General features: G+C 70.2%; 20 protein-coding genes and 1 pseudogene. 9 read left to right on the top strand and 12 right to left on the bottom strand.

Annotated features, from left to right (window positions below):
* The first annotated feature begins 176 nt into the window (after positions 1-176).
* Positions 177-1,850, top strand: a complete 1,674-nt coding sequence (locus ACZ60E_RS04035; protein WP_469437805.1) for an MFS transporter — start codon at positions 177-179, stop codon at positions 1,848-1,850.
* Here the strand turns inward: ACZ60E_RS04035 and ACZ60E_RS04030 are convergent.
* From ACZ60E_RS04030 to ACZ60E_RS04010, 5 genes are all read right to left on the bottom strand, one after another.
* On the bottom strand, positions 1,825-2,289 hold the full coding sequence (locus tag ACZ60E_RS04030; protein WP_384797774.1) for a DUF5709 domain-containing protein: 465 nt from the start codon (positions 2,287-2,289) through the stop codon (positions 1,825-1,827). The genes ACZ60E_RS04035 and ACZ60E_RS04030 overlap by 26 nt on opposite strands.
* A gap of 166 nt (positions 2,290-2,455) precedes the next feature.
* On the bottom strand, positions 2,456-3,448 hold the full coding sequence (locus ACZ60E_RS04025) for a helix-turn-helix domain-containing protein (protein WP_469437803.1): 993 nt from the start codon (positions 3,446-3,448) through the stop codon (positions 2,456-2,458).
* Positions 3,424-4,458, bottom strand: coding sequence for an AraC-like ligand-binding domain-containing protein (locus tag ACZ60E_RS04020; RefSeq protein ID WP_469437800.1), 1,035 nt, complete (start codon positions 4,456-4,458; stop codon positions 3,424-3,426). Before ACZ60E_RS04020 ends, ACZ60E_RS04025 begins: the two co-directional genes overlap by 25 nt.
* A gap of 76 nt (positions 4,459-4,534) precedes the next feature.
* Positions 4,535-5,512, bottom strand: a complete 978-nt coding sequence (locus ACZ60E_RS04015; protein WP_469437799.1) for an alpha/beta hydrolase — start codon at positions 5,510-5,512, stop codon at positions 4,535-4,537.
* 31 nt (positions 5,513-5,543) lie between these two features.
* The gene (locus ACZ60E_RS04010; RefSeq protein ID WP_469437797.1) at positions 5,544-8,402 is read right to left on the bottom strand and encodes a helix-turn-helix transcriptional regulator; all 2,859 of its coding nucleotides are present in this window, start codon (positions 8,400-8,402) and stop codon (positions 5,544-5,546) included.
* A 321-nt stretch (positions 8,403-8,723) separates the two neighbouring features.
* Between ACZ60E_RS04010 and ACZ60E_RS04005 the strand changes: the two genes are divergently transcribed.
* From ACZ60E_RS04005 to ACZ60E_RS03995, 3 genes are all read left to right on the top strand, one after another.
* Positions 8,724-9,146, top strand: a complete 423-nt coding sequence (locus tag ACZ60E_RS04005; protein ID WP_469437795.1) for a hypothetical protein — start codon at positions 8,724-8,726, stop codon at positions 9,144-9,146.
* 269 nt (positions 9,147-9,415) lie between these two features.
* Complete coding sequence (locus tag ACZ60E_RS04000) at positions 9,416-11,125, top strand: thiamine pyrophosphate-binding protein (RefSeq protein WP_469437793.1); 1,710 nt, start codon at positions 9,416-9,418, stop codon at positions 11,123-11,125.
* Positions 11,126-11,174: 49 nt separating this feature from the next.
* Complete coding sequence (locus ACZ60E_RS03995) at positions 11,175-12,170, top strand: patatin-like phospholipase family protein (RefSeq protein ID WP_469437790.1); 996 nt, start codon at positions 11,175-11,177, stop codon at positions 12,168-12,170.
* Between the two features lie 82 nt (positions 12,171-12,252).
* On the opposite strand, the gene ACZ60E_RS03990 is transcribed toward ACZ60E_RS03995, so the two are convergent.
* The 3 genes from ACZ60E_RS03990 to ACZ60E_RS03980 all read right to left on the bottom strand — a co-directional run bounded on the left by ACZ60E_RS03990 (position 12,253) and on the right by ACZ60E_RS03980 (position 13,460).
* Complete coding sequence (locus ACZ60E_RS03990) at positions 12,253-12,414, bottom strand: hypothetical protein (protein WP_469437787.1); 162 nt, start codon at positions 12,412-12,414, stop codon at positions 12,253-12,255.
* A 304-nt stretch (positions 12,415-12,718) separates the two neighbouring features.
* Positions 12,719-12,943 carry a hypothetical protein gene (locus ACZ60E_RS03985; protein WP_469437785.1) on the bottom strand — a complete coding sequence of 75 codons (225 nt, stop codon included), beginning with the start codon at positions 12,941-12,943 and terminating at the stop codon, positions 12,719-12,721.
* Between the two features lie 193 nt (positions 12,944-13,136).
* Positions 13,137-13,460 carry a hypothetical protein gene (locus tag ACZ60E_RS03980; protein ID WP_469437783.1) on the bottom strand — a complete coding sequence of 108 codons (324 nt, stop codon included), beginning with the start codon at positions 13,458-13,460 and terminating at the stop codon, positions 13,137-13,139.
* Positions 13,461-13,669: 209 nt separating this feature from the next.
* On the opposite strand from ACZ60E_RS03980, the gene ACZ60E_RS03975 reads away from it, so the two are divergent.
* Entirely contained in the window at positions 13,670-13,990 is a 321-nt protein-coding gene (locus tag ACZ60E_RS03975) for a hypothetical protein (protein WP_469437781.1), read from the top strand.
* Positions 13,991-14,134: 144 nt separating this feature from the next.
* Here ACZ60E_RS03975 and ACZ60E_RS03970 read toward each other — a convergent pair whose 3' ends face one another.
* Positions 14,135-14,683: a YrhB domain-containing protein gene (locus ACZ60E_RS03970; RefSeq protein WP_469437779.1), complete on the bottom strand. Its 549-nt coding sequence runs from the start codon at positions 14,681-14,683 to the stop codon at positions 14,135-14,137.
* A 159-nt stretch (positions 14,684-14,842) separates the two neighbouring features.
* On the bottom strand, positions 14,843-15,754 hold the full coding sequence (locus tag ACZ60E_RS03965; RefSeq protein ID WP_469437776.1) for a LysR family transcriptional regulator: 912 nt from the start codon (positions 15,752-15,754) through the stop codon (positions 14,843-14,845).
* A 242-nt stretch (positions 15,755-15,996) separates the two neighbouring features.
* Here ACZ60E_RS03965 and ACZ60E_RS03960 point away from each other — a divergent pair, with 242 nt between their 5' ends.
* The 3 genes from ACZ60E_RS03960 (at position 15,997) to ACZ60E_RS03950 (ending at position 18,378) form a co-directional block, all read left to right on the top strand.
* The gene (locus ACZ60E_RS03960; protein ID WP_469437774.1) at positions 15,997-16,629 is read left to right on the top strand and encodes an NADPH-dependent F420 reductase; all 633 of its coding nucleotides are present in this window, start codon (positions 15,997-15,999) and stop codon (positions 16,627-16,629) included.
* A gap of 55 nt (positions 16,630-16,684) precedes the next feature.
* Positions 16,685-17,620, top strand: a complete 936-nt coding sequence (locus ACZ60E_RS03955) for an SDR family oxidoreductase (protein ID WP_469437772.1) — start codon at positions 16,685-16,687, stop codon at positions 17,618-17,620.
* An 86-nt stretch (positions 17,621-17,706) separates the two neighbouring features.
* A complete protein-coding gene (locus ACZ60E_RS03950) occupies positions 17,707-18,378 on the top strand; it encodes an NADPH-dependent F420 reductase (protein ID WP_469437770.1) in 672 nt (223 codons plus the stop codon).
* 191 nt (positions 18,379-18,569) lie between these two features.
* On the opposite strand, the gene ACZ60E_RS03945 is transcribed toward ACZ60E_RS03950, so the two are convergent.
* Positions 18,570-19,046: a MarR family winged helix-turn-helix transcriptional regulator gene (locus ACZ60E_RS03945; protein WP_469437768.1), complete on the bottom strand. Its 477-nt coding sequence runs from the start codon at positions 19,044-19,046 to the stop codon at positions 18,570-18,572.
* A 62-nt stretch (positions 19,047-19,108) separates the two neighbouring features.
* Here ACZ60E_RS03945 and ACZ60E_RS03940 point away from each other — a divergent pair, with 62 nt between their 5' ends.
* The gene (locus ACZ60E_RS03940) at positions 19,109-19,477 is read left to right on the top strand and encodes a VOC family protein (protein ID WP_385831323.1); all 369 of its coding nucleotides are present in this window, start codon (positions 19,109-19,111) and stop codon (positions 19,475-19,477) included.
* Between the two features lie 71 nt (positions 19,478-19,548).
* On the opposite strand, the pseudogene ACZ60E_RS03935 reads toward ACZ60E_RS03940, so the two are convergent.
* Positions 19,549-19,902: pseudogene (locus ACZ60E_RS03935) on the bottom strand (aminoglycoside phosphotransferase family protein); the annotation flags it as partial.
* Positions 19,903-20,027: the final 125 nt, after the last annotated feature.

Genomic DNA, 20,027 nt, shown 5'->3' with positions numbered 1-20,027 from the left:
GGAGTGCGGGTGCGCGGCGGGTGCGGGTGAGGTCGCGGACGGGGTCCGCTGTGAGGTCGGTGCGCTGTGGGGCCGGTGCCAGTACGCGCACGGGACACCCCGCCGCTCGGACCGCTCCTAACGTGGCGGCTCGGCGGGTGACATCCCCGCCCGGACCGGACCCACTCGGGAGCACCATGAACGCCACCACCACCGACTCCCCCTGGGCGCCGCTCGCGGCACGTGTCTTCCGGGCGCTGTGGATCGCCCAGCTGGTCTCCAACATCGGCACCTGGATGCAGACGGTGGGCGCCCAGTGGCTCCTCGTCGGGGACAGTGCCGCGCTGATGACGCTGGTGCAGACGGCCGCCAGCCTGCCCGTCGTGCTGCTGGCGCTGCCCTCCGGGGTGATCGCCGACCGCTTCGACCGGCGTACGGTGCTGGTGACCGCGCAGTTCGCGATGCTGGCGGTGTCCGGGGTGCTGGCCGTACTCGCGTTCCTGGACGCCCTGTCGCCGACGGTCCTGCTGCTCCTGACGTTCCTGCTCGGCTGCGGCACCGCGCTGATGGGCCCGGCCTGGCAGGCGATCCAGCCCGAGCTGGTGGAGCGGGAGCGCCTCGGTCAGGCGGCGGCACTCGGCGCGGTGAACATGAACCTCGCCCGCGCCGTCGGCCCCGCGCTCGGCGGGGCGGTGATCGCGGCGGCGGGCGCGGGCTGGGTCTTCGCCTTCAACGCCGCGTCCTATCTGGGCATCGCCGCCGTCCTGCTGCTGTGGCGGCGCCCCGCCGCGGCGACCGCGTCGCCCGCCACGAACGAAGGACTGCTGGCCGCCCTGTACGCCGGCCGCCGCTACGTCTGGAACGCACCCGGCATCCGCCGGGTCCTGCTGCGCACACTCCTGTTCATCCCCGGCGGCGCCGCCCTGTGGGCCCTGCTGCCACTGACCGCGAGCCGCTCGCTCGGCCTCGGCTCCGGCGGGTACGGGCTGCTCCTCGCGGCGGTGGGCGTCGGCGCGGTGGCAGGAGCCTTCCTGCTGCCCCGCGCCCATCGCCTGCTGGGCGCCAACGGCACCCTCGCGGTCGGAGCCCTGATGTTCGCCGGGGTCCTCGCGGTGCTGGCCACCGTCCACACCCCTTGGCTGGTCGCGCTCGCCCTGCTGCCCGCGGGCCTCGCCTGGATCGCCGTCCTGTCCACGCTCAACGCGGCCGTGCAGACCCGGCTCCCCGGTTGGGTCAGGGCCCGCGGCCTCTCGGTCTATCTCCTGGTCTTCCAGGGCGGACAGGCGCTGGCCGCACCCCTGTGGGGCACGGTCGCCGACTGGCTCGGGCTGAGCGCCTGTCTGCTGATCGCCGCCGCCACGATGCTGCTGAGCGCGGCGAGCGTACGGCGGTGGCCGCTGCGGGACGCCGAAGGCATCAACCCCTCGCCGTCCGACCACTGGCCGGCCCCTCCCCTGGTGTTCGCGCCCGGGGAGGCGGACGGCCCGACAGGACCGGTCCTGGTCTCCGTCGTCTACCGGGTCGAGGCGGAGCACTGGGCCGAGTTCACGGACCGGATGTACCGCGTGGCCCGTTCCCGGCGCCGTACCGGAGCCCTGTCCTGGGGTCTCTACCAGGACGGTCACGTCCCGGAGCGGTTCGTCGAGAACTACCTGGTCTCCTCCTGGGCCGAGCACCTGGACCAGCACCACGTCCGGCTGACGGCCACCGACCGCCGGTTCGAGGAGGAGGCGCGGGCGCTGCTCACCCCGGACAGCGCGCCCGAGGTGACACACGCCTTCGACACTTCGGCGGGACCGCCGGTACGGCCCTCGTCCCCAGCGACGGGAATCGAGGACGGGCAGGTCAGAAGTCCTCGGATTCGGGGATGACGTGCATCGCGGCCTCCTCCGCCGAGGCCCCGGCGCCGTCCAGGCCGCGGTCGGAGGCGAACAGGTCGGACTCGGTCACCTCGTGCGTGCCCTCGTCCGGCGCGAGGAGCCGGCCGGCCCGGATGTCGCCGACCTCGTCGTCGACGAGTTCGCCGTCCGTGTCCTCGCTGTCGCCGAGGTCGTCGCCCTCCGGGACGCCGATGTCCGGCACCTCCTCGGCCAGACGCTCGTCGAGGGTCTCCCCACGCTGCGCCTCCGCCGCCGTCACGCCCGTGTGCTCCACGGCCCAGGGCCGCTCCGGCGGCGAATAACCCTCGTCCAGGGCTTCCGTGCCGGCCCGGTAGTCCAGGGTGTCCGACGCGTCCAGCACGCCCGCGTCGTCCTGAACCTCCGAACCGTCAGGCTGGTAGACGTCGTCACCCATCGTCTCGTCAGTCATGTGCGCTCCATCGTTGTCGGGGTCGTGCAGATCGATCCGACCGTCGCCCGGAAAGGGTAGAGGGCCCGCGGCTCGTCATACGTGCAGTCGTACGCATAGTCGTGGTCGGGTCGCGGTCAGGGAGGGGCAGCCAGAGACTCGGCAGGGTTCCGGGGGCCCCGGCGTGTCAGTCCTCCGCCCGGACCGCGCCCGCCGCCCTGCGCCACTGCGCCGGCGACATCCCGTACACGTCGCGGAATGCCCGGCTGAAGTGGGAGGGGCTGGTGAAGCCCCAGCGGACGGCCACCGCGGCCACGGGACGGTGGGCCGTCGCGGGGTGGACGAGTTCCGCGTGGGCCGCTTCGAGTCGCCGGGTACGCACCCAGGCGCCCACGGTGGTGTCGTGCCGCTGGAAGAGCTGGTGCAGATAGCGCAGCGAGATGCCGTGCCGGTCGGCGATGCTCTGGGGGCCGAGGCCGGGTTCGCCCAGGCGGGTGCGGACGGACTCGGTGATCCGGTCCCACAGGTCCGCCGGTTCGGTCGGCCGTCCGGCCTGTTCGAGGGCCACGGTAGCCAGGATGTCGACGACGGTACGGGCGAGTTGCTCACGCCGATCCGGTCCGGCCCGTGCGACCTCGTCGACGAGTCCGTCGAGCAGGGGCAGCAGCAGACCGGCCGCGCCCTCCGCGGTCTCGTCCACCACCGTGGCCGTAAGGGCGTGCAGTTGCCGTTCCTCCAGGCGCAGCAGGGCCCGGGGCACCATGAGGATGCGCGCCCGCTGCCGCTCGGGGAGCACGATCCGGAAGGGGCGCCGGGCGTCGAGGAAGGCCAGGTCGCCGGGGCGGAGTTCGGCGGTGCGGCCGTCCTGGAGCAGTCGGGCGGTGCCCTCCAGCTGGCGGCGGACCAGGAGGTGGGTCCGCGGGTCGGCGGCCACCGAGCCGGCCCCGCGCAGCACGGTTCCGGGGCCGAACTCCTGGGTGGCGATCTGGAGCGCGCCGAGCCGGTCGGCGGTCAGTTCGCCGTCCCACGGACGGTCCTGCTCGACGGTGACCTCGACGTCCACGAAGGTCCGCGAGAGGGCGCGCTGCCAGGAGGACAGACGGTCGCCGGGCACCAGGTCCCGGGTGGAGCAGGACGCCCAGGGGGCGTGGCCGGTCAGCATGACGCCGTGCCTGCCCATACCCGGTCCCGCCAGTCCGTCGGTGACAGCCCGAAGGCGTTGCGGAAGGCCTTGCCGAGCCCGGCCGGGCCGGTGAACCCCCAGCGCTTGGCGACCTGGCCCAGGCTGACGGAACCCGGCGGCCGGGCCGCGAGCTCCTTGCGGCATTCCTGCAGTCGCTGTTCGCGGATCCACTGGCACACAGTGCTGTCCTCGGCCTCGAACAGCCGGTGCAGACGGCGGACCGAGATGCCGTGCGCACCGGCGATGACGGACGGCGTCAGCCCGGGGTCCGAAAGGTGCCAGCGGATGTACGTCCGGACGCGCAGCAGGAGCACGCCGTCGGCGCCCGGCAGTTCGGCGGGGTCCGCCCCCAGCTGGTCCGCCGCGGTCGCCGCCATGAGGTCGATGACGCTCTCGGCCAGCCGGTCGGCCGTCGGCGTCGCGTACGACGCGGAGGTGTCCGCCAGCCGGTCCAGCATCGGGGCGAGCAGGGCGGGGAGGCCGCCGCTCGGGCGTACCGAGCGGCCGGTGAGCTGCCGCAGGCCGCCGTCGGGGAGCTGCAGCAGCGCGCGCGGGACCGCGAAGATCTTCATCCGGAAGCGTTCCGGGAAGACGGTGCGGAAGGGGCGGACGGTCTCGAAGAACCCGATGTCCCCGGTCCGCAGTTCGGTGGTGCGGCCGTCCTGTTCGACCTGGGCCCGGCCGGCGCTCTGAACGGCCACGAAGACCTGGCGTCCGTCGCCGCGGGCGATGGAACGCGGCGTCCGGTGGACCTGGCCGGGGTCGCACTCCACCGTGGTGATCTGCATGTTTCCCAGGTGGTCCGTCCGCAGGGCGGCGTCATAGGCACGGCCTTCGGTGGTGATGTCCATCCCCACCAGGGTGTCGAGCACGGCGTCGTGCCAGTAGTCCAGGCTCTCGCTCGGCGCGACCGAGCGGGTGGTCAGCACGGTGCTTCGCCCGCTCGCCGGTGCGGCCGGGCGCAGACGCCTCTCCTCGTGGGAGTGGGAGTCGATCGCGGTTGGCATACCACCAGCATGGCGCGGCGGTGCCGGGCCGCGCATCAGTCGGCCGACTGCTCTCGGTCCGCCACGATGGTGATCGTCACGATGGTGATCGTTTCGAACGCGTACGCAAGAAGGCGGATCCGGTCAGGATCGCCGCCCGGGTGGGCTCGCTGTCGGCGAGGGCGTGCAGGGCCACGAAGTCGTGGATCGTCCCGAGGAATCGTACGGACGCCGCCTCGACCCCGGCCTCGGACATCCGGCGCGCGTACTGCTCGCCCTCGTCGCGGGCCACGTCGGCCTCGGCGGTGACGACCAGCGCGGGCGGCAGCCCCGCCAGCTCCTCCGTGTCCGCCCGCAGAGGTGCCGCGGTGGGTTCGCTCCGCCGCGCGGGGTCGGCAACGTACCGCGTCCAGTAGGCGCGCAGCGCCTGGCGTGTGAGGAGGTAGCCGGTGGCGAACTGCCGTTGTGAGGCGCTGTCGCAGCGGGCGTCGGTGAGCGGGTAGTAGAGCAGCTGCGCCCCGATCCGCGGACCGTTGCGGTGCTTCGCCAGCATGGTCACGGCGGCTGCGAGCGTGGCCCCGCCGCAGTCCCCCGCCACCGCGAGCCGGTCGGGGTCCAGCGCGAGGTCGTCGGCGTGGGAGACGGCCCAGGTCAACAGGGCGTAGCACTCCTCCAGGGCCACCGGGTAGCGGGCCTCGGGGGCGCGGCTGTACTCCGGGACCAGGGCGCACATCCCCGCACCGGTGACGAGTTCGCTGATGAGCCGGGCGTGGGTCTGTGCGTCGCCGAGCGCCCATCGGCCGCCGTGCAGGTACAGCAGGGCCGGCAGCGGGCCGGACACTCCGGCCGGGCGGACGGTCCAGAAGCCGAGCAGCCCGGACGGGCCGACCGGTGCCACGCGGAAGACCGCGTCCACGTCGAAGTCCTCGAACCGCTCGGGCTGGGTCTCCCGCAGGGCGCGCCGCGCCGTGTCCGGGCCGAGGTCGTCGAGGGAGGGCGGGGTGGCGGAGGCGGTGATCAGGCGCTGCACGACGTGGTCGAGGGTCACGGCCGCACCCGGCTCTCCGGGTCTCATGGGCTCTCCTCCGACCGTTCTCTCGCCGCTCTCACCGGTCCTGTACCAGGTCACGGAGCTGATGACGGCTGCTGATGCCGAGCTTGGGATACACGTTGTACAGATGCGAGCCTACGGTGCGCGGTGAGAGGAAGAGCCGCTCCCCTATCTCGCGGTTCGACAGACCGCTCGCGGCGAACTGGACGATCTGCCGCTGCTGTGCCGTCAGTTCCTCCAGCGGACCCGCGCTCGTGGGGGCCGGTGCGGCGCCGCTGGCACGCAGCTCGATCCGGGCGGCGGCCGCGAGGGCGCCGGCGCCGAGGCGTTCCGCGGTCTCCAGGACCGTGGTCAGCTGTCGGCGTGCCTCCAGGGTACGGCGCCGGCGGCGCAGCCGGATGGCGTAGTCGAGGCGGACGTGACCGCGCTCCCACGGCCATCGGCCTGCCCCGTGATTGACGAGCGCGAGCTGGAAGTGCTCCTCGGCCTCGCCGTCCGGGCCGACCATGGCGGCGGCGTGGTGCATGAGCAGCGTCATCCTGGTGCTCGGGCGCTCCCCCTGCTCCGCTCGGACCCGCTCCAGGATCGGCAGTGCCTCGGCGGAGTGCCCGGTGCGCTGGGCGGCGACCGCGAGTTCGGCGATGCTCCGCGCGGACAGGTGGGGGTGCAGCGGCGCTCCGTCGGCGGTGAACAGTTCGCGCAGGTGCCGCCAGGCTCCTTCCATGTCCCCTTGCGTGAGGGCGGCGAGTCCGCGGGCGCGCAGCAGCCTTGCGTGCGTGGCGCGGTTCTCGTCCAGGCCGACGGCACGCCACACGGCGGGGGTGAGCCGGGGCGTCTCCGTGAGGGTTCCGCGCAGTGCCTTGACGGTGAGGGCCTGTGCCTCCAGGTCGGCCTGGAGGCGGGGCAGGCGCAGTACCTCGGCCTCGGTCAGGGCGTCCTGGATGACGGTCTCGGCCTCCGGGAACCGTCCGATGGCCAGGAGGGTGTCGATGAGAGGGAGGACCGACCAGCCGCGCAGTCCGAAGGCTCGGGCGGCCCGCAGCCGGTCGTCGGCCGTACGCGACTGCCCCAGGTCCACGTCCGCCTCGTCCGCGTGGCGGGCCACTGTGGCGAGGACCGCACGGGCGGCCGGTGCGTCCGGTCCGGCGGGCTGGGCGTCCGGTCCCGCGGGCGAGGCGCCGTGCGGGCGGCCGAGGCCGGAGTGCGAGCCGGTGGCGGACTCCGGCCGGGCCACCACCGTGACCAGTGCTTCCAGTGCCCGCCGTGCATGCGGGGTGTCCAGGCGGAGCAGTGGGCCGGCCGCGGCGGGGTGCCAACGCGCGGACGCCTCGGCCTGCCGGGCGCGGCCGAGCAGTGTGGACAGGGCGGCCGTGTGTTCCGGCAGACCGGACTGGTCGGCGATAGCCGCCGCGAGGCCCGCGAGCGCGAGCGCATGGGTCCGGTCGATCGCCGGAAAGTGTTCGGCGACATCGGCCAGCACTTCGAAGGCCTCGCGCTGGGCGGACTCCTGGGAGAGGACGGAGGCGAGGGCGCCTGCGGCGGCACAGAGGAGTTCCGGGGCGGGTGCCGGGGCGGGTGCCGGGACGGCCTTCGGGTCGGCCTTCGGATGGGTTTCCGGGTCGGCGGCCTCCCGGATGAGCCGTCCGTACAGCTTCCGTACCCAGCCGGGATCGCCCACCATGTGCGCCGCCGTCAGGGCTTCGGCCAGCCGACGCGCCCGTTTCGACCGGTGCGGGCTGAGCCGGGCCGCCTGCTCCAGGGCGTGCGCTGCCGCCACCGCGTCCCCGCGCCGCCAGGCGGACTCCGCCAGCAGGGCGGCGACGAACGCATTGGGTCCCACGGTGGTGGCGGCCAGATGGCGGGCCCTGGCCTCGGGCAGCACGGCGATTTTCGCGAGGTCACGGTGTGCCCGCTGGCGTTCGCCGGCCGGGCGCCTCAGATACGCGGCCGATCGCGCCAGCGGATGCCGGAAATCGAGCCGGTCCTCGACCAGTACGACCAGAGCCGCGGCCTCCGCCGGTGCCCACACCGCGAGGTCGTCGGTGCCCAGGGCCGCCATGACGGCGCCGACGGTCTCGCCGGGCCCGGCCGCCGCCGCGTACAGCAGGGCCCGGCATGTCGGCGCGGGAAGCGCGTCCAGTCGTACGCCGAAGACGTGCTCCGCAGGCGGGTGCCGCGTCACTCCGGTGAGCGCGGGCACACCGCGGCTCAGTTCCACGAGGGCCAGCGGATTTCCCTCGGCCTCCGCCAGGATCTCCAGCCGGTGCCTGCCCGTGGGCGCCGACGGCTGCCGGTCGAGGAGCGCGGCGGCCGGGGCGTCGCTCAGCGGGCTCAGTCGCAGGGTCTCGGAGCCGGGCGGCGGGCCGGGAAGGTCCGTCTCGTGCCGGGCGGCGAGCAACACGGTCAGCGCACGACCGGGGAGCAGCCGGGCCGCGGTGAACAGTGCGTCCAGGAAGGGGCGGTCGCACAGGTCGGCGTCGTCCACGCACACCAGCACCGGCCGGTCCGCGGCGAGCCGGTCCAGCAAGGCCGTCACCGCCGAGTGCAGCTCCGCCCGGTCGCCGTAGTCCGCTCCCGGCAGGGCCGTCAGCACCCGCTGTTGCGCGACGGGCAGGGCAGCGAGCTCGCCTCGCACCGGCGCTGCCAGCAACTGCTGCATACAGGCTTGCGCGTGCCCCGGATCCTCGGCCCAGCCCTGCGCGGACAGCACCAGTACGCCGTCGGCGGCGGCCCGCTCCCGGACGTACCGGAGCACGGTCGACCGCCCGATCCCCTCCTCGCCGAGGAGCAGCAGGGTCTGAGAGGCACCGGGCTCGAGCGTCACGCACCGCAGAATCCGCTCGACCTCACCGCCCCGGCCCAGGACGACGGCCTCGTGGCCGGTCATGGGCTGCTGGGCCGGGGGGAGCGTCATGCACGTACTCCTGGGGCGGTGCGTTTTCCCTTACCTGGGGATTGTCGCCGAGACGGGGGCGAGACCGCTTCTGTCACGTGACTGGTCACCGGCCCAGGTGACCGGCCTAGACAGCACCGACCACGTCCAGGCGCTCCCCAATGCGCTCCTCTCCAAGCACGCGGCCCCGCTGCTCTGCAATGGCAGGACGGTGCTCGCCCCACTCCTGGAGACCGAGGTCCTGCGGTTCGCAACGTCACGGCGCCGTGATCACACAAGCCGCACCAAGATCATCCTCTGGTATCCAACGTGACCGACGGCGCATCGAGCCAGACTTGGTGGGTGGAGACGAATACCCCGTGGTCGCTGGCAGCCGCCTGGGACTGGATGGAGGAATGCGCGCGCTCCGCCGACGCCGCGGTGCGAGGGACCGACTCGTGGGTTCCTCCTGTCGCGGAGGAGCTGGTGCTGGCCGCCAGGGCGAGCGCGTTGAATCAGTGGTATCCGTTCAGCAGCCACAACAGCCTTCGGTTCGAGAACGGCCCCGCGTTCTGGATGCCAGACGCACAAGACGTGAAGGAGCTTGCGGGGTCCATCTCCTTCGACTCCGACGTACCGCAGGGCCGTCCCGTCTTCCGCATCTGGAGCGGCCTCCTCCTCCAGAAGCCCGACCCCGTACTCGTACTCGCCACTCCGAACGCTGTCGAAGCCGTGGACGCACTGGTGAAGCTACTGCCAGCGCGTGGCGCGGAGACCGGACCGTAGCAGCGTCCTCTCGGACACCAATCCCGGGACGCCGCGCGACCGTTGGCCAGTTGCTCCCGGGCTTTCGCTGCCCCGAAAAGGTGGCCTCGGTGCTGCGGATGTCCGCCCAATTCTCCGTACGGCCGTCCCCGGTCAAGCCCCCGCAAGGAGTGGCCGGTTCTCGCGCGTGGAGCCTCTCGGTCCTCAACTACGCTGCGGGTTTCAAGACCGGACAGAACGTAAGGAAGATCGCAAGACGGACATGCGGTGGGGCGAGTCGGGGAGGGGCCATGAGGGTCTACGAGGCCATCGTCAAAGGGCTGGAAGGGATCGGGGTGAAGAGCGCCTTCGGCGGTGCCGGGGAGAGTGTCACCGACCTGATGCTGGCTCTGGAGGAGTCGCGGCGGATCCGGACGGTCATCACCCGTAACGAGCAGGCCGCGTCCTTCATGGCCTGCGGTGAGGCCATGTACACGGACCGGCTGGGCTTCTGCTTCGCGACGGCGGGCCCGGGCGCGTTCAACCTGATATCCGGGCTGGGCGTGGCGATGACCGACTCCTATCCGGTGCTGGCCGTCTCGGGTTACGCGCGGATGGAGTGGGAGGGGTGGGGGGCGCTCAACGAGACCTCGGGAGTGCACCGTACGGCCGACTCCCGGACCATGTTCGCGGCCACGACCAAGAAGTCGTTCCTGATCTCCGACCCGTCCGACACCTGTGATCTCCTGGAGGAGGCTGTCAACATCGCTCTGGGCGGACGGCCAGGACCGGTGCACATCCATGTGGCCAGTGACCTGAACGAGCGCGGCACCGAGGTGAAGAACTACCGGCCGCTGCGGCTCGACGTGGCGCCGGTACGGCCCGACCCCGCACGGGTGGAGGAGATCGCGTCGGTGCTGGCGGACGCACTCGGCCGGCGGAAGAAGATCGTGCTGCTCGCGGGCTTCGGCGCGGTACGCAGCGGGGCCGGCCCGGAGATCAGGCGGCTGATCGAGCGGTTCCAGATCCCGTTGGTCACCACGCTGGACGGCAAGGGCATCGTGTCGGAAGGGCATCCGCTCGCCGTGGGGGTCTTCGCCGACAGCGGTCACTCCAGCGCCTGGAAGGCCTTCCGTGAGGCCGATGTCGTCCTGGCCGTCGGGAACTCCTTCAACCAGCACGCCACCTTCGACTTCCGCGGCGACCTGTTCGAGGACAAGCAGCTCATCCATGTGAACATCGACGCGAACGAGTTCGAGAAGAGGTACCGGGCCGACCACACCCTGGTGTCCGACGCCCGCGAGGCGGTGGCGGCACTCGTCGACGCACTGGAGCGGCGGGTCGGTGAGGTGCCGCAGGCCGAGGTCGACGGCCAGGACTACGAGGCCCGGCGCATCGTCCGCCTGCCCGGCAAGCTCCACCCCGGCCAACTCGCCCAGGCGATCGGCCGGATGCTGCCGCCGCAGGGAATCCTGCTGGGCGACGCGGGCGCCCACACGGCCTGGCTCGGCTACTACGTGGAACTGGAGGACGGGCAGCACTTCCGCAAAGCCGGTTCCTACGGGCCGATGGCCGGAGCAGTCAACAGCGCCATCGGCGTACAGCTCGCACACCCGGGACGGACCGTCGTCGTCGGCTGTGGTGACGGGTGCTACGCGATGAGCGGGTTCGAGCTGATGACCGCGGTCGAGCACGAGATCCCCGTCATCTGGGTCATCTTCAACGACGAGGAATTCAAGCTGATCAAGCTCTACCAGCTGTCCCAGCACGGCGAGTCCGGACTGACCGACTTCCGGAACCCGGACTACTCGGCGTACGCGCGCGCCTGCGGTGCGGACGGCTACCGGGTGGAGACGCTCGACGAGTTCGAGGACGCGTTCCGCCGGGCGCTGGGCTCCGGCCGGCCCACGCTGATCGACGCCCACATCACCCGGTGGGCCGTTCCGCACTACAGCCCCTCACCCGACGGTGTGATCGCCGGTCTCGTGGAGGGCGTCGAGGAACGCCTCCGGGAGAACTGAGAAGAACCGACACCACGAGGAACTAGAAAAGGAACCAGAAGGGGGAGCCATGTCCAAAGCGGATCTGGTTCTGGAAGGCGGCGGGGTACGCGGTCTGGGCACCGCGGGTGCGGTGATCCGGCTACTGGAGGAGGGGTACAGCTTCCAGCGCGTGGCGGGCACTTCGGTGGGCGCCGTCGCCGCGGCCTTCGTGGCGGCCGGCATGGAGGCGGAAGAACTGCGCGAGGTCATGGAGGACCTGGAACTGCACCTGATACCCGACCGGGACCGGCTCGGCAGGTGGCCGATGCCGAGGGTTCCGATGCTGAGCGAAGGCGTTTCACTGCTCCGCCGACACGGGGCCTACCAGGGGGCGTGGATCCACAACTGGATAGAGACCGTACTCGCCAGGAAGAAGGTCACCACCTTCGCCGACCTGCGCCGCGAGGACAGCGGTGACTCCGCGGAACTGACCGAGGACCAGAAGTACAAGCTGGTGGTGACGGCCACCGACGTCACACGCGGCCGGCTGCTGCGGCTTCCCTGGGACTACCACCTCTACGGCCTCAAGCCGGAGGAGCAGTCGGTGGCCGACGCCGTACGGACGTCCCTGTCGATTCCCTTCTACTTCCAGCCGCGCACACTCCCCCACGGCGAGTCCGGCCAGGATTCGGTGATCGTCGACGGCGGGGTGCTGTCCAACTTCCCCGTCGAGGTGTTCGACCGCACCGACGGGGAGAAGAGCCGCTGGCGGACGATCGGGGTACGCATCCTGCCCGACCTGCCCGCGGGCATCGCCCAGTTGTTCTCGCTCCCGGCCCTCAGGCTGTTCCCGTTGCTGCACTTGCTCCAGGAGGTCGTGACGACCGCCGTCGTGGGCAACGACCAGAGCCATCTGGACCGCCCCGGGGTACGAGACCGGACCATCGCCGTCGACCTCCCGGCCCTCGGCGTCACCGACTTCGGCCTGAACCCGGAGCAGCGACAGGAGGCCGTCCAACGCGGCTGGCACGCGGCAGACGAGTACGTGAAGCGGTGTCCCACTGACCCGGATGACGGCTCGTGACTTCCGATCCGGGGTTATGGTTCGTGACTTCTTGGCTGTGATCAGCGGCCTTCGTACGCCGTGTCGTGATCCGGGCCGTCCGTCAGGAACGCCGCGGTGGCGTGGCGATGGTCGGCGGTGTGGGCGACTTCGGCGGCGGTGGATGGGGGGCCGCATCCGCCGCCGCGATGCCGCCTTCGAGGTAGCGGCGCACGACGTCCTTGGTCGCCGCGTGGGCGCGAGTGGGACCTATGGCGAGGCGCATGGCGTAGGCGTGGGAGTCGCTGTCGAAGGACGCCGCCCAGAAGAGAGCGTTGACGACACCCGGTCTGCCAGCACCGCCCCGCGGTAGAGGTCGCCGGTCATGACGAGAAGGGCACGCGGCGGGTGCGCGGTCAGCCACTCGCCCGCGTTGGACCACGCACCCCACACCGCTTCGTTGAACAGGTTCATCGGCGCGCTGTCCATGGTGAGGACGGCAAGCGGTCCGTCATAGGTCAACCGCAGCACCGACGTCTCGCCCATGAGAGTCGAGGGGTTCGAAGAGGTCTAGAGGTTCGGAGGGCGCGTCATGACACGCTCCGGAAGGTACTGATGGCGTTGTTGCCGCCGAAGCCGAAGGCGTTGTTCTGGACGTGGCGCAGTTCCGGCAAGGGCAGCGGTTTCCCGGTCACAGGGTTGATGTCCAGCTCGATGCCCTCGGGATCGACGGCGGTGTCGGCGATGCCCGCGCGCAGCATCTTCAGCGCACAGGACAGCGCGACGTTCGCGGAGGCGCACGTGCTCTGCAACACGTGCTCTGCAGCAGGAGGGCCGGACCCGACGCACCCACCCTGCGCGCCACGCCCTGGGCGATGGAGTAGCTGGAGAACCCGCCGGTCCCGGCGATGTCCCGGCGCCCGGCGACCACGTCCTCCAGCACCTCGGCCTGTCCGTCGCTGCTGCCGACACAGACGACGGCGTCGCGCAGCGCGTCGTTCCCGGGAGTCAGCCCTGCGTCCCCAGTGCCTCCAGCGCCACGTATTCGGCGAAGAGCGGAGGGACCCGGGGGCGGTCCCGGGCGACCGCGTCCACGCGGGCGAGGGCAGTCTCGCGGGCCTCCTCGGGTACGCGGCCACCGAGGATCCCGGTCTTCGTGCCGACGTAGAGCAGAGGAAGTTCCTCGAAGCGGCTGCGGCCCCCGCACAGGTCGTCCCAGAGGAGCTCGACGCCCGCACCAGGCGGTGAGATGACGCCGAGCCCGGCGATGAAGACCCTTGCTGCTCCCTGCTTCACATGGACCTCCCGTTCGGCGAGCGCCAGGGAGCGCACCAGGGCCAGATAGGCGCGGGTGGCAGGTGCACACCATCGGTGTGCACCCCCCAGCGCCACACACGGGGCCACGACCGTGCATCATCGACGACACCGGCGCAGACGCCGATCAGTACGGGCGTGAACTGATGGGCCTGTACGTCGTCCCGAAGAACTACCACCAGTCCTCGCGCCACTCGTGACGGTCGGTGAGAAACGAGGCTGGACACATGGGCAAGAGCTGGCCCGCGCCATTCGCGGCCAACGTCCTGCTCGGAATCCCTGGCGTCGTGCCTTACTGGTTGGTCTTCTACTTCGCCGTGAACTGGCCCCTGGCCGGACTCGGCCTCACCGAGACCAACCCCACGGAGAACGACGGCGTCCTGCCCTGGCTGCTGGTCGGAGGGCCGATCCTCACACTGTTCTTCCTCCTGTGGTGGCTGATCAACCGACCACTCCGACGCCGCACTCTCCTGACGCCGGGGGCGTACTGGCTAGTGAGCGCGGCGGCCACCACTCTGCCCACGCTCGTCCTCATGGTTGTCCTTTAACGAGCCTTTTCAGGGGTGGTTGATGAACGGGTGACGGTGCTACTGGGGACAGGCCAGCGAATGCGGCTGCTGAAACAGCGGAGCTCCTTGTGCACCAAGGGCGTTGAGGTGCCCGGATGCTCGGCTTGAGCCGCCGACCCGCGCTCAACCGGTCTGGTCCCGGGTCCCACGGCGAATGGTTGTGACCGCGAGTACCGGATCCAGAGGCTGCACGAGTTCACGGGCGGCCACGGCGAGAAGGCGGTCCGGTACAGCTTCATCCAGCAAAGCATCCACGTACTCGATGGCTTGCGCCGGCGACACTACCGGCAGCTTCTGGCGCAGGGCCCGAATCGCGTGTATGCGTCCACGGGCAGCGGCGACCTCTCGTATCGCATCGTGGAGATCGTCTACTGCGGTTCGTACGGGCAACCCACGTATCCGGCCCCGATAGTCGTCCTCCCACGCTTCCGTCAGGGCGGATACGGGCCCGATCCCGTGAAGTCCCCCGTCGACGCGGTCAACCAGGTACGGCCCGTTGCCGGCCAGCCTGTGTCTCGAATCCTGGGTACGCACGAACTCTTCGGAATCCCAGACAACGATCCACACCAGCTCGTGCTCCTCAACATCGACCACTGCCATGCGCATCGCGGCCACACCTGCAGTCCGCCATGCCTGATAGTCGCGCTCCAACTGTTCCTCGACAGCCTGCACCGCGGCCTCTCAACTGATCATGCGTGCAGCATCCCGTACGGGAGGCATATACGCCCAGTTGTCGTCGTGCCGTCGATCCGCAGGTAGACCGTGGCACGGTCGCAACTGACGTGCAGGTACTCGTACTCCTGTTGGCACTGCTCTTGCCAGTCGGGCTGTTCAACCGCGCTTGGAAACAGCACCGCTCATGAGCTGCCACATTTCATCGTTTCCGCATTCCGCCGTGATCTCGGCCGTCGCCTGGGCCGCGGTGAAGAAGTCCTCGACCAGGGGCGAGGTGCGCGATGCCGCCACCGCGAGGCATACCTGCTCGGGAGCGAGATCCGGAATGGGCACGTAGACGACTTCTGGATGTGAATAGAACACGGTCGCCGAGCGCGCCAGGAACGAGATGCCCCGGCCCGCCGCGACATGTTCGAGCGTCTCGTCCACTCCGCGCACCAGATACCCGGCGTTAGGGTGCGGGCGCCTGGTGGGCTGCGTGCCCGGGTCGGCGTGCCAGAGCAGCGGCTCGCCGGCCAGGTCGGCCTCGGTGACCTCCTCCTTGCCGGCCAACCGGTGGCCGACGGGCAGTACCGCCACCCGCGGCTCGGCGTACAGCGGGATGACACGCAGGCCGGTCTCGTCGATGGGCAGCCGCACATAGCCGACGTCGATGCGGCCGTCGAGCAGCATCGGGGCCTGGTCGTCCCATTCGATCCGCTGCACATCCACGACCACGTCCGGGTGCCGGGCCTCGAACGCGTGCGCCGCCGGAATGACCGGAATGCCGGCCCGGAAACCGATCATCAGCCGCCGACTGCCACGTGCAGCCGCGGACACCCTGCGGCGGACCGCGTGCGCGGACGCGAGCAACGGACCGGCGTCGGCCAGCAGTTGTCGGCCTGCGTCGGTGAGCGCTACGCCGTGGCGATCCCTGGTGAACAGCGCGGCGTCGAGGTCCTGCTCAAGCGCGCGGATCTGCCGACTGAGCACCGGCTGAGCGATGTGCAGCTCATCGGCGGCGCGGCCGAAGTGCAACCGGTCGGCCACCGCGACGAAGTAGCGCAGTTTGCGCAGGTCCAGATCCATGGCGCCTCCCGGCCCAGTGATGCCTTCAGGGTATCACCGCGGTCAAAAGAGGTCTTGGACACCCGCTCAGGAGAATGGCAGCCTAAATGAGTGCCTAATGCGGCACCTAAACACAGTCGAAGCGAATTCCGCGTATGAGTTCGGTATCGGAATTTGGAAGACGGTCTCAGGTCTCTGAACGGCCCCGTCGAGAATTTATCGCCGCCCGTCACTTCATCATTCACAAGAAAGCAGGCAGACCAATGAGCAGCATCAGCATTGTCGGCGTGGGGAACATGGCCGGCGCCCTGGCCGAGCGGGCGCTCGCCGGTGGGAACGCGGTCGAGATCATCGGCCGTGACCCGGCCAAGGCCAAGGAATTGGCCGCCTCACTCGGCGGCGCCACCGTCGGGACGGTCGGCGCCATCCCGGCCGGGGACATCGTCGTCCTCGCCGTGCCGTACACCGGCGCGGAGGCGGTGGTGAGTGAGTACGGGGACGCACTGAAGGGCAAGGTCATCATCGACCTCACCAACCCCGTCTCCCCTGATGTGCAAAGTTTTGACACCCCCGACGGGAGTTCCGGCGCACAGGAAATCGCCAAGGCCGCTCCTGCCGACGCACATGTCGTCAAGGCGTTCAACACCCTGTTCTCCAATGTGCTGGCGGCCGGTTCAGCCGAAGGTCGCCCATTGGACGTGTTCATCGCCGGTGATGACGCGAAGGCGAAAGCACGCGTGTCGGCGTTCATCGAAAGCCTGGGATTGCGCCCGAGGGACACCGGGCAGTTGGCCATGGCGCGGGCCCTGGAGAACGTCGCCCTGATGCAGCTGGGCCTCGTCACCCACTCCGTCAAGCACACCAATTTCTCCCTCGGCGTCAGCATTCTCAGCTGAACACCCGCACCACCAGTTCTCGCGCCACACCATTCACATGACAAGGAGCAGTAGCGTGCGCGTTTTCGTCACTGGCGGGACCGGCCATTCCGGTTCGTACATCATCCCCGAGCTCATCACCGCCGGACACGAGGTCACCGGCCTGGCTCGTTCGGACACGGCCGCGGCGGCGCTGTCCGCGCTCGGCGCGAAGGTGCGTCGCGGTGACCTTGAGGATCTCGACGGGCTCAAGGAGGCGGCAGCTGACGCCGACGGGGTCATCCACGTCGCGCACAGGCAGGACCTGCTTCCCTCCGGCGGGCTCGACGCCGTAGCCGCCGCGGAGCTCCGAATCATGCTGGCGTACGGCGAGGCACTGGAGGGAACCGGAAAGCCGCTGGTCGCGGCGGGGAGCATAGGCTCGCCGGGGAACCTGGGCCGGCCGGTCACCGAGGAGGACCCGGCTCTTCCCGGCGGCGACGAGCACGAGGGCACCCTGCGGGTACGCAACGTCGTGGAAACCACCGCGATCGGCCTCGCCGAGCAGGGCGTACGGTCTTCGGTCGTACGGATTGCCAACATCGCGCACAGCACGACCGATCGTGCCGGTTTCCTCGTGCAGTTGATCGCGCTCGCGAAGGAAAAGGGTTTCGTCGGCTACCCGGGAGACGGCGCGAACTTGTGGAACGCCGTGCATATCCGCGACGTCGCCTCATTGTTCCGCCTGGCGTTGGAGAAGGGGCCGGCCGGCTCGTACTGGCACGCGGTCGGTGACGGGGCCATCCCACTCCGCGAGATCGCCGAAGCCATTGGCAGCCGTCTCGGCCTTCCCGTCGCGAGCGTTCCCGCGGACGTGCTCATGATTCCTGGCCATTTCGGCTTTCTCGCGAACATAGTCACGCAGAACTACCCGGCGTCCCACCACATCACTCGCCGGACCCTCGGCTGGGAACCCACTCAGCCCGGCCTGCTCGCCGATTTGGACAACGGCCATTACTTCTCCGCCAGTTGACGGCAGGGACCCGCATCACAACGGTCCGGCAAATGGCGAGTGTTCGACTCTTCTGACTGAAATCTGACTGAAAGGACGCTGCGAATATGACGACGACCGTGGGAATCATCGGAAGCGGCAACATCGGCAGTACCGTCGCGCGGCTCGCCATCGAGGCCGGGCACAAGGTCGTGCTCAGCAACTCGCGCGGTCCGGAAACGCTCGCTGATGCAGTCGCGGAGTTGGGACCGAGGGCGTCCGCGGCGACGAGCGGGGAGGCCGCGGCGGCCGGAGACATCGTGGTGGTCACGGTGCCGGTCAAGGCCTTCCCCCACTTGCCCGCCGCAGCGCTGGCCGGAAAGACGGTCATCGACACATGCAACTACGGCCCCGAGCGTGACGGGCACATCCCCGAGCTCGACAGCAAGTCGCTCACTTCCAGCGAGCTGCTGCTGCGGCACATCCCGGACGCCGTGCTCGTAAAAGCGTTCCACAACATCTTCTTCAAGCACCTGCTGTCCCTCGCCCGCCCGGCTGGGGCGGCCGACCGTTCGCACCTGCCGATCGCCGGGGATTCCGCGCCGGGGAAGGCTGCGGTGACCGCGTTCATCGAGTCCATCGGGTACGGCGTGGTGGACGCGGGATCACTGGCCGACAGTTGGCGGCAGGAGACGGGCACGCCCGTGTGGGGGACCCCGTACGGTCCGTTCTCGGACGAGAAGGGCCAGCCGGTGGGCGAGGACGTCATCCGCGCGGCACTGGCTTCCGCCACGCGGTAACCACAGGTCGGCGCGGACGGCGGTACGTACGGTCCGGCCGCGTCAGGGCCCCACCCGGTGGAGTTGCCGGGCGGGGCCGCTGATGCCTGGGCACCCTTTGCGCGAGTGGTGCACGCGGCTTGCGCGAGTGGTGCACGCGGCACTCCTGGCCCCACTCCTCCTCAACGGTCCGCCGCGGAGGCGGGTGAGAGCTACGCACCACCACCACTGCGGTCGCCGCCGCCGTTGCCGCCGTCGCGCAGGGAATGAATCATGCTCTGCAGGATCCGGAACGCGCCCGACTGCTCGGCCTCGGTCATGCCGGACAGCATTCTCACCTCGACGGACCGGACCGCCACGGTGGCCTCCTCCAAGCTCCGTCGGCCGCGAGGCGTGAGCCGCGTGGGAAGCACCTTTCCGACGGGTGCCTCCGCGGGCCTGGTCACGTAACCCTCTCGCTCCAGGGTCTGGAGCAGCACGTTCATCGACTGCCGTGTGACGAACGCGCCCCGCGCGAGTTCGGAGTTCGACAGGCCGGGTCGTTGCGCCAGCAGTTCAAGGCAGGAGTAGTGCGTCACGCTCATCCCGAGTGGTCGCAACACCTCCTCCATGGCTACGCGCAGGACGCTCGACGCCTCTTTCAGCAGGTAGCCCAGAGACGTCTCCAGGTCGACACCGTCTTGATTCATGTCAGGATTCTGACATACAGTGGCCTGTGTCAGAAAGCTGACACGAATGAAGGAGTATCACCATGCCCGTCACCGGCCCCGACTTCATCTCGCTCCAGGCGCGCGACCTCGACGCTTCGCAGGCGTTCTACGAGCAGTACCTCGGCCTCGTCCGCTCGCAGGCCGGGCCCCCTCACGCCGTCGTCTTCGAGACGAAGCCGATCGCGTTCGCACTCCGTGACATCGTTCCCGGCACGGATCTCACATCCGTTGCCCAGCCCGGCATCGGTGCCGCGATCTGGCTCCACGCCACCGACGTGCAGGCCATCCACGATGCTCTCGTCGCCGACGGTCACACCATCGTCTCCGCACCGATCGACGGCCCCTTCGGCCGGACCTTCACCTTCGCGGACCCCGACGGCTACCAGGTCACTCTCCACGACCGCGCCTGACACCCTCGACGCCGCGGCTGCGGACGGCTGGGCCACCAGCGCCCATCTCGGCGGGCGGCAACAGCCACTCGGCCGTACGCGTTGAGGAGTGCTGCAAGGTAGTCCTCCAAGCGCCCTGCCAGCACGGCTGACGTCAGGTCCTCCCTCCCGAGCGCGCGCCACGGCCCGGCGACCTTCTCCGCGTCCGGCGCGAAGGCCAGCGCATCCAGTACGCGCCAGTACAGATGGCCCGGGTTGTCGCTGAGCCTTCCACCGACTGCGGTGTAGTCATCCGCGAGCCGCATGCCGGCGGACACACCGTGCAACAGAGCAAGTGCGGTGGAGCAGTGGGCCACATCCAAGTCGGCCGGCCCCCAGGACGTCTCCATCCAGTCCAAGTCAGTGCACACCATCCCCGCACCCGCCAGCAAAAGCACGGCACCTGGCAGCAGTTCGGCCGGGTGCCGGGCGGTCAGCCGCTGGCATACCTCGCGAGAGCCCTCCGCAGGCGGGTGTTCAAGGGCGAGTTCACTCGGCCCGGGTACGGCACCCGCGAGGTGCATCTCCGCCG

This window comes from Streptomyces sp. NPDC102514 (assembly GCF_055584525.1).
This window is presented reverse-complemented; position numbering and strand designations above follow the sequence as displayed.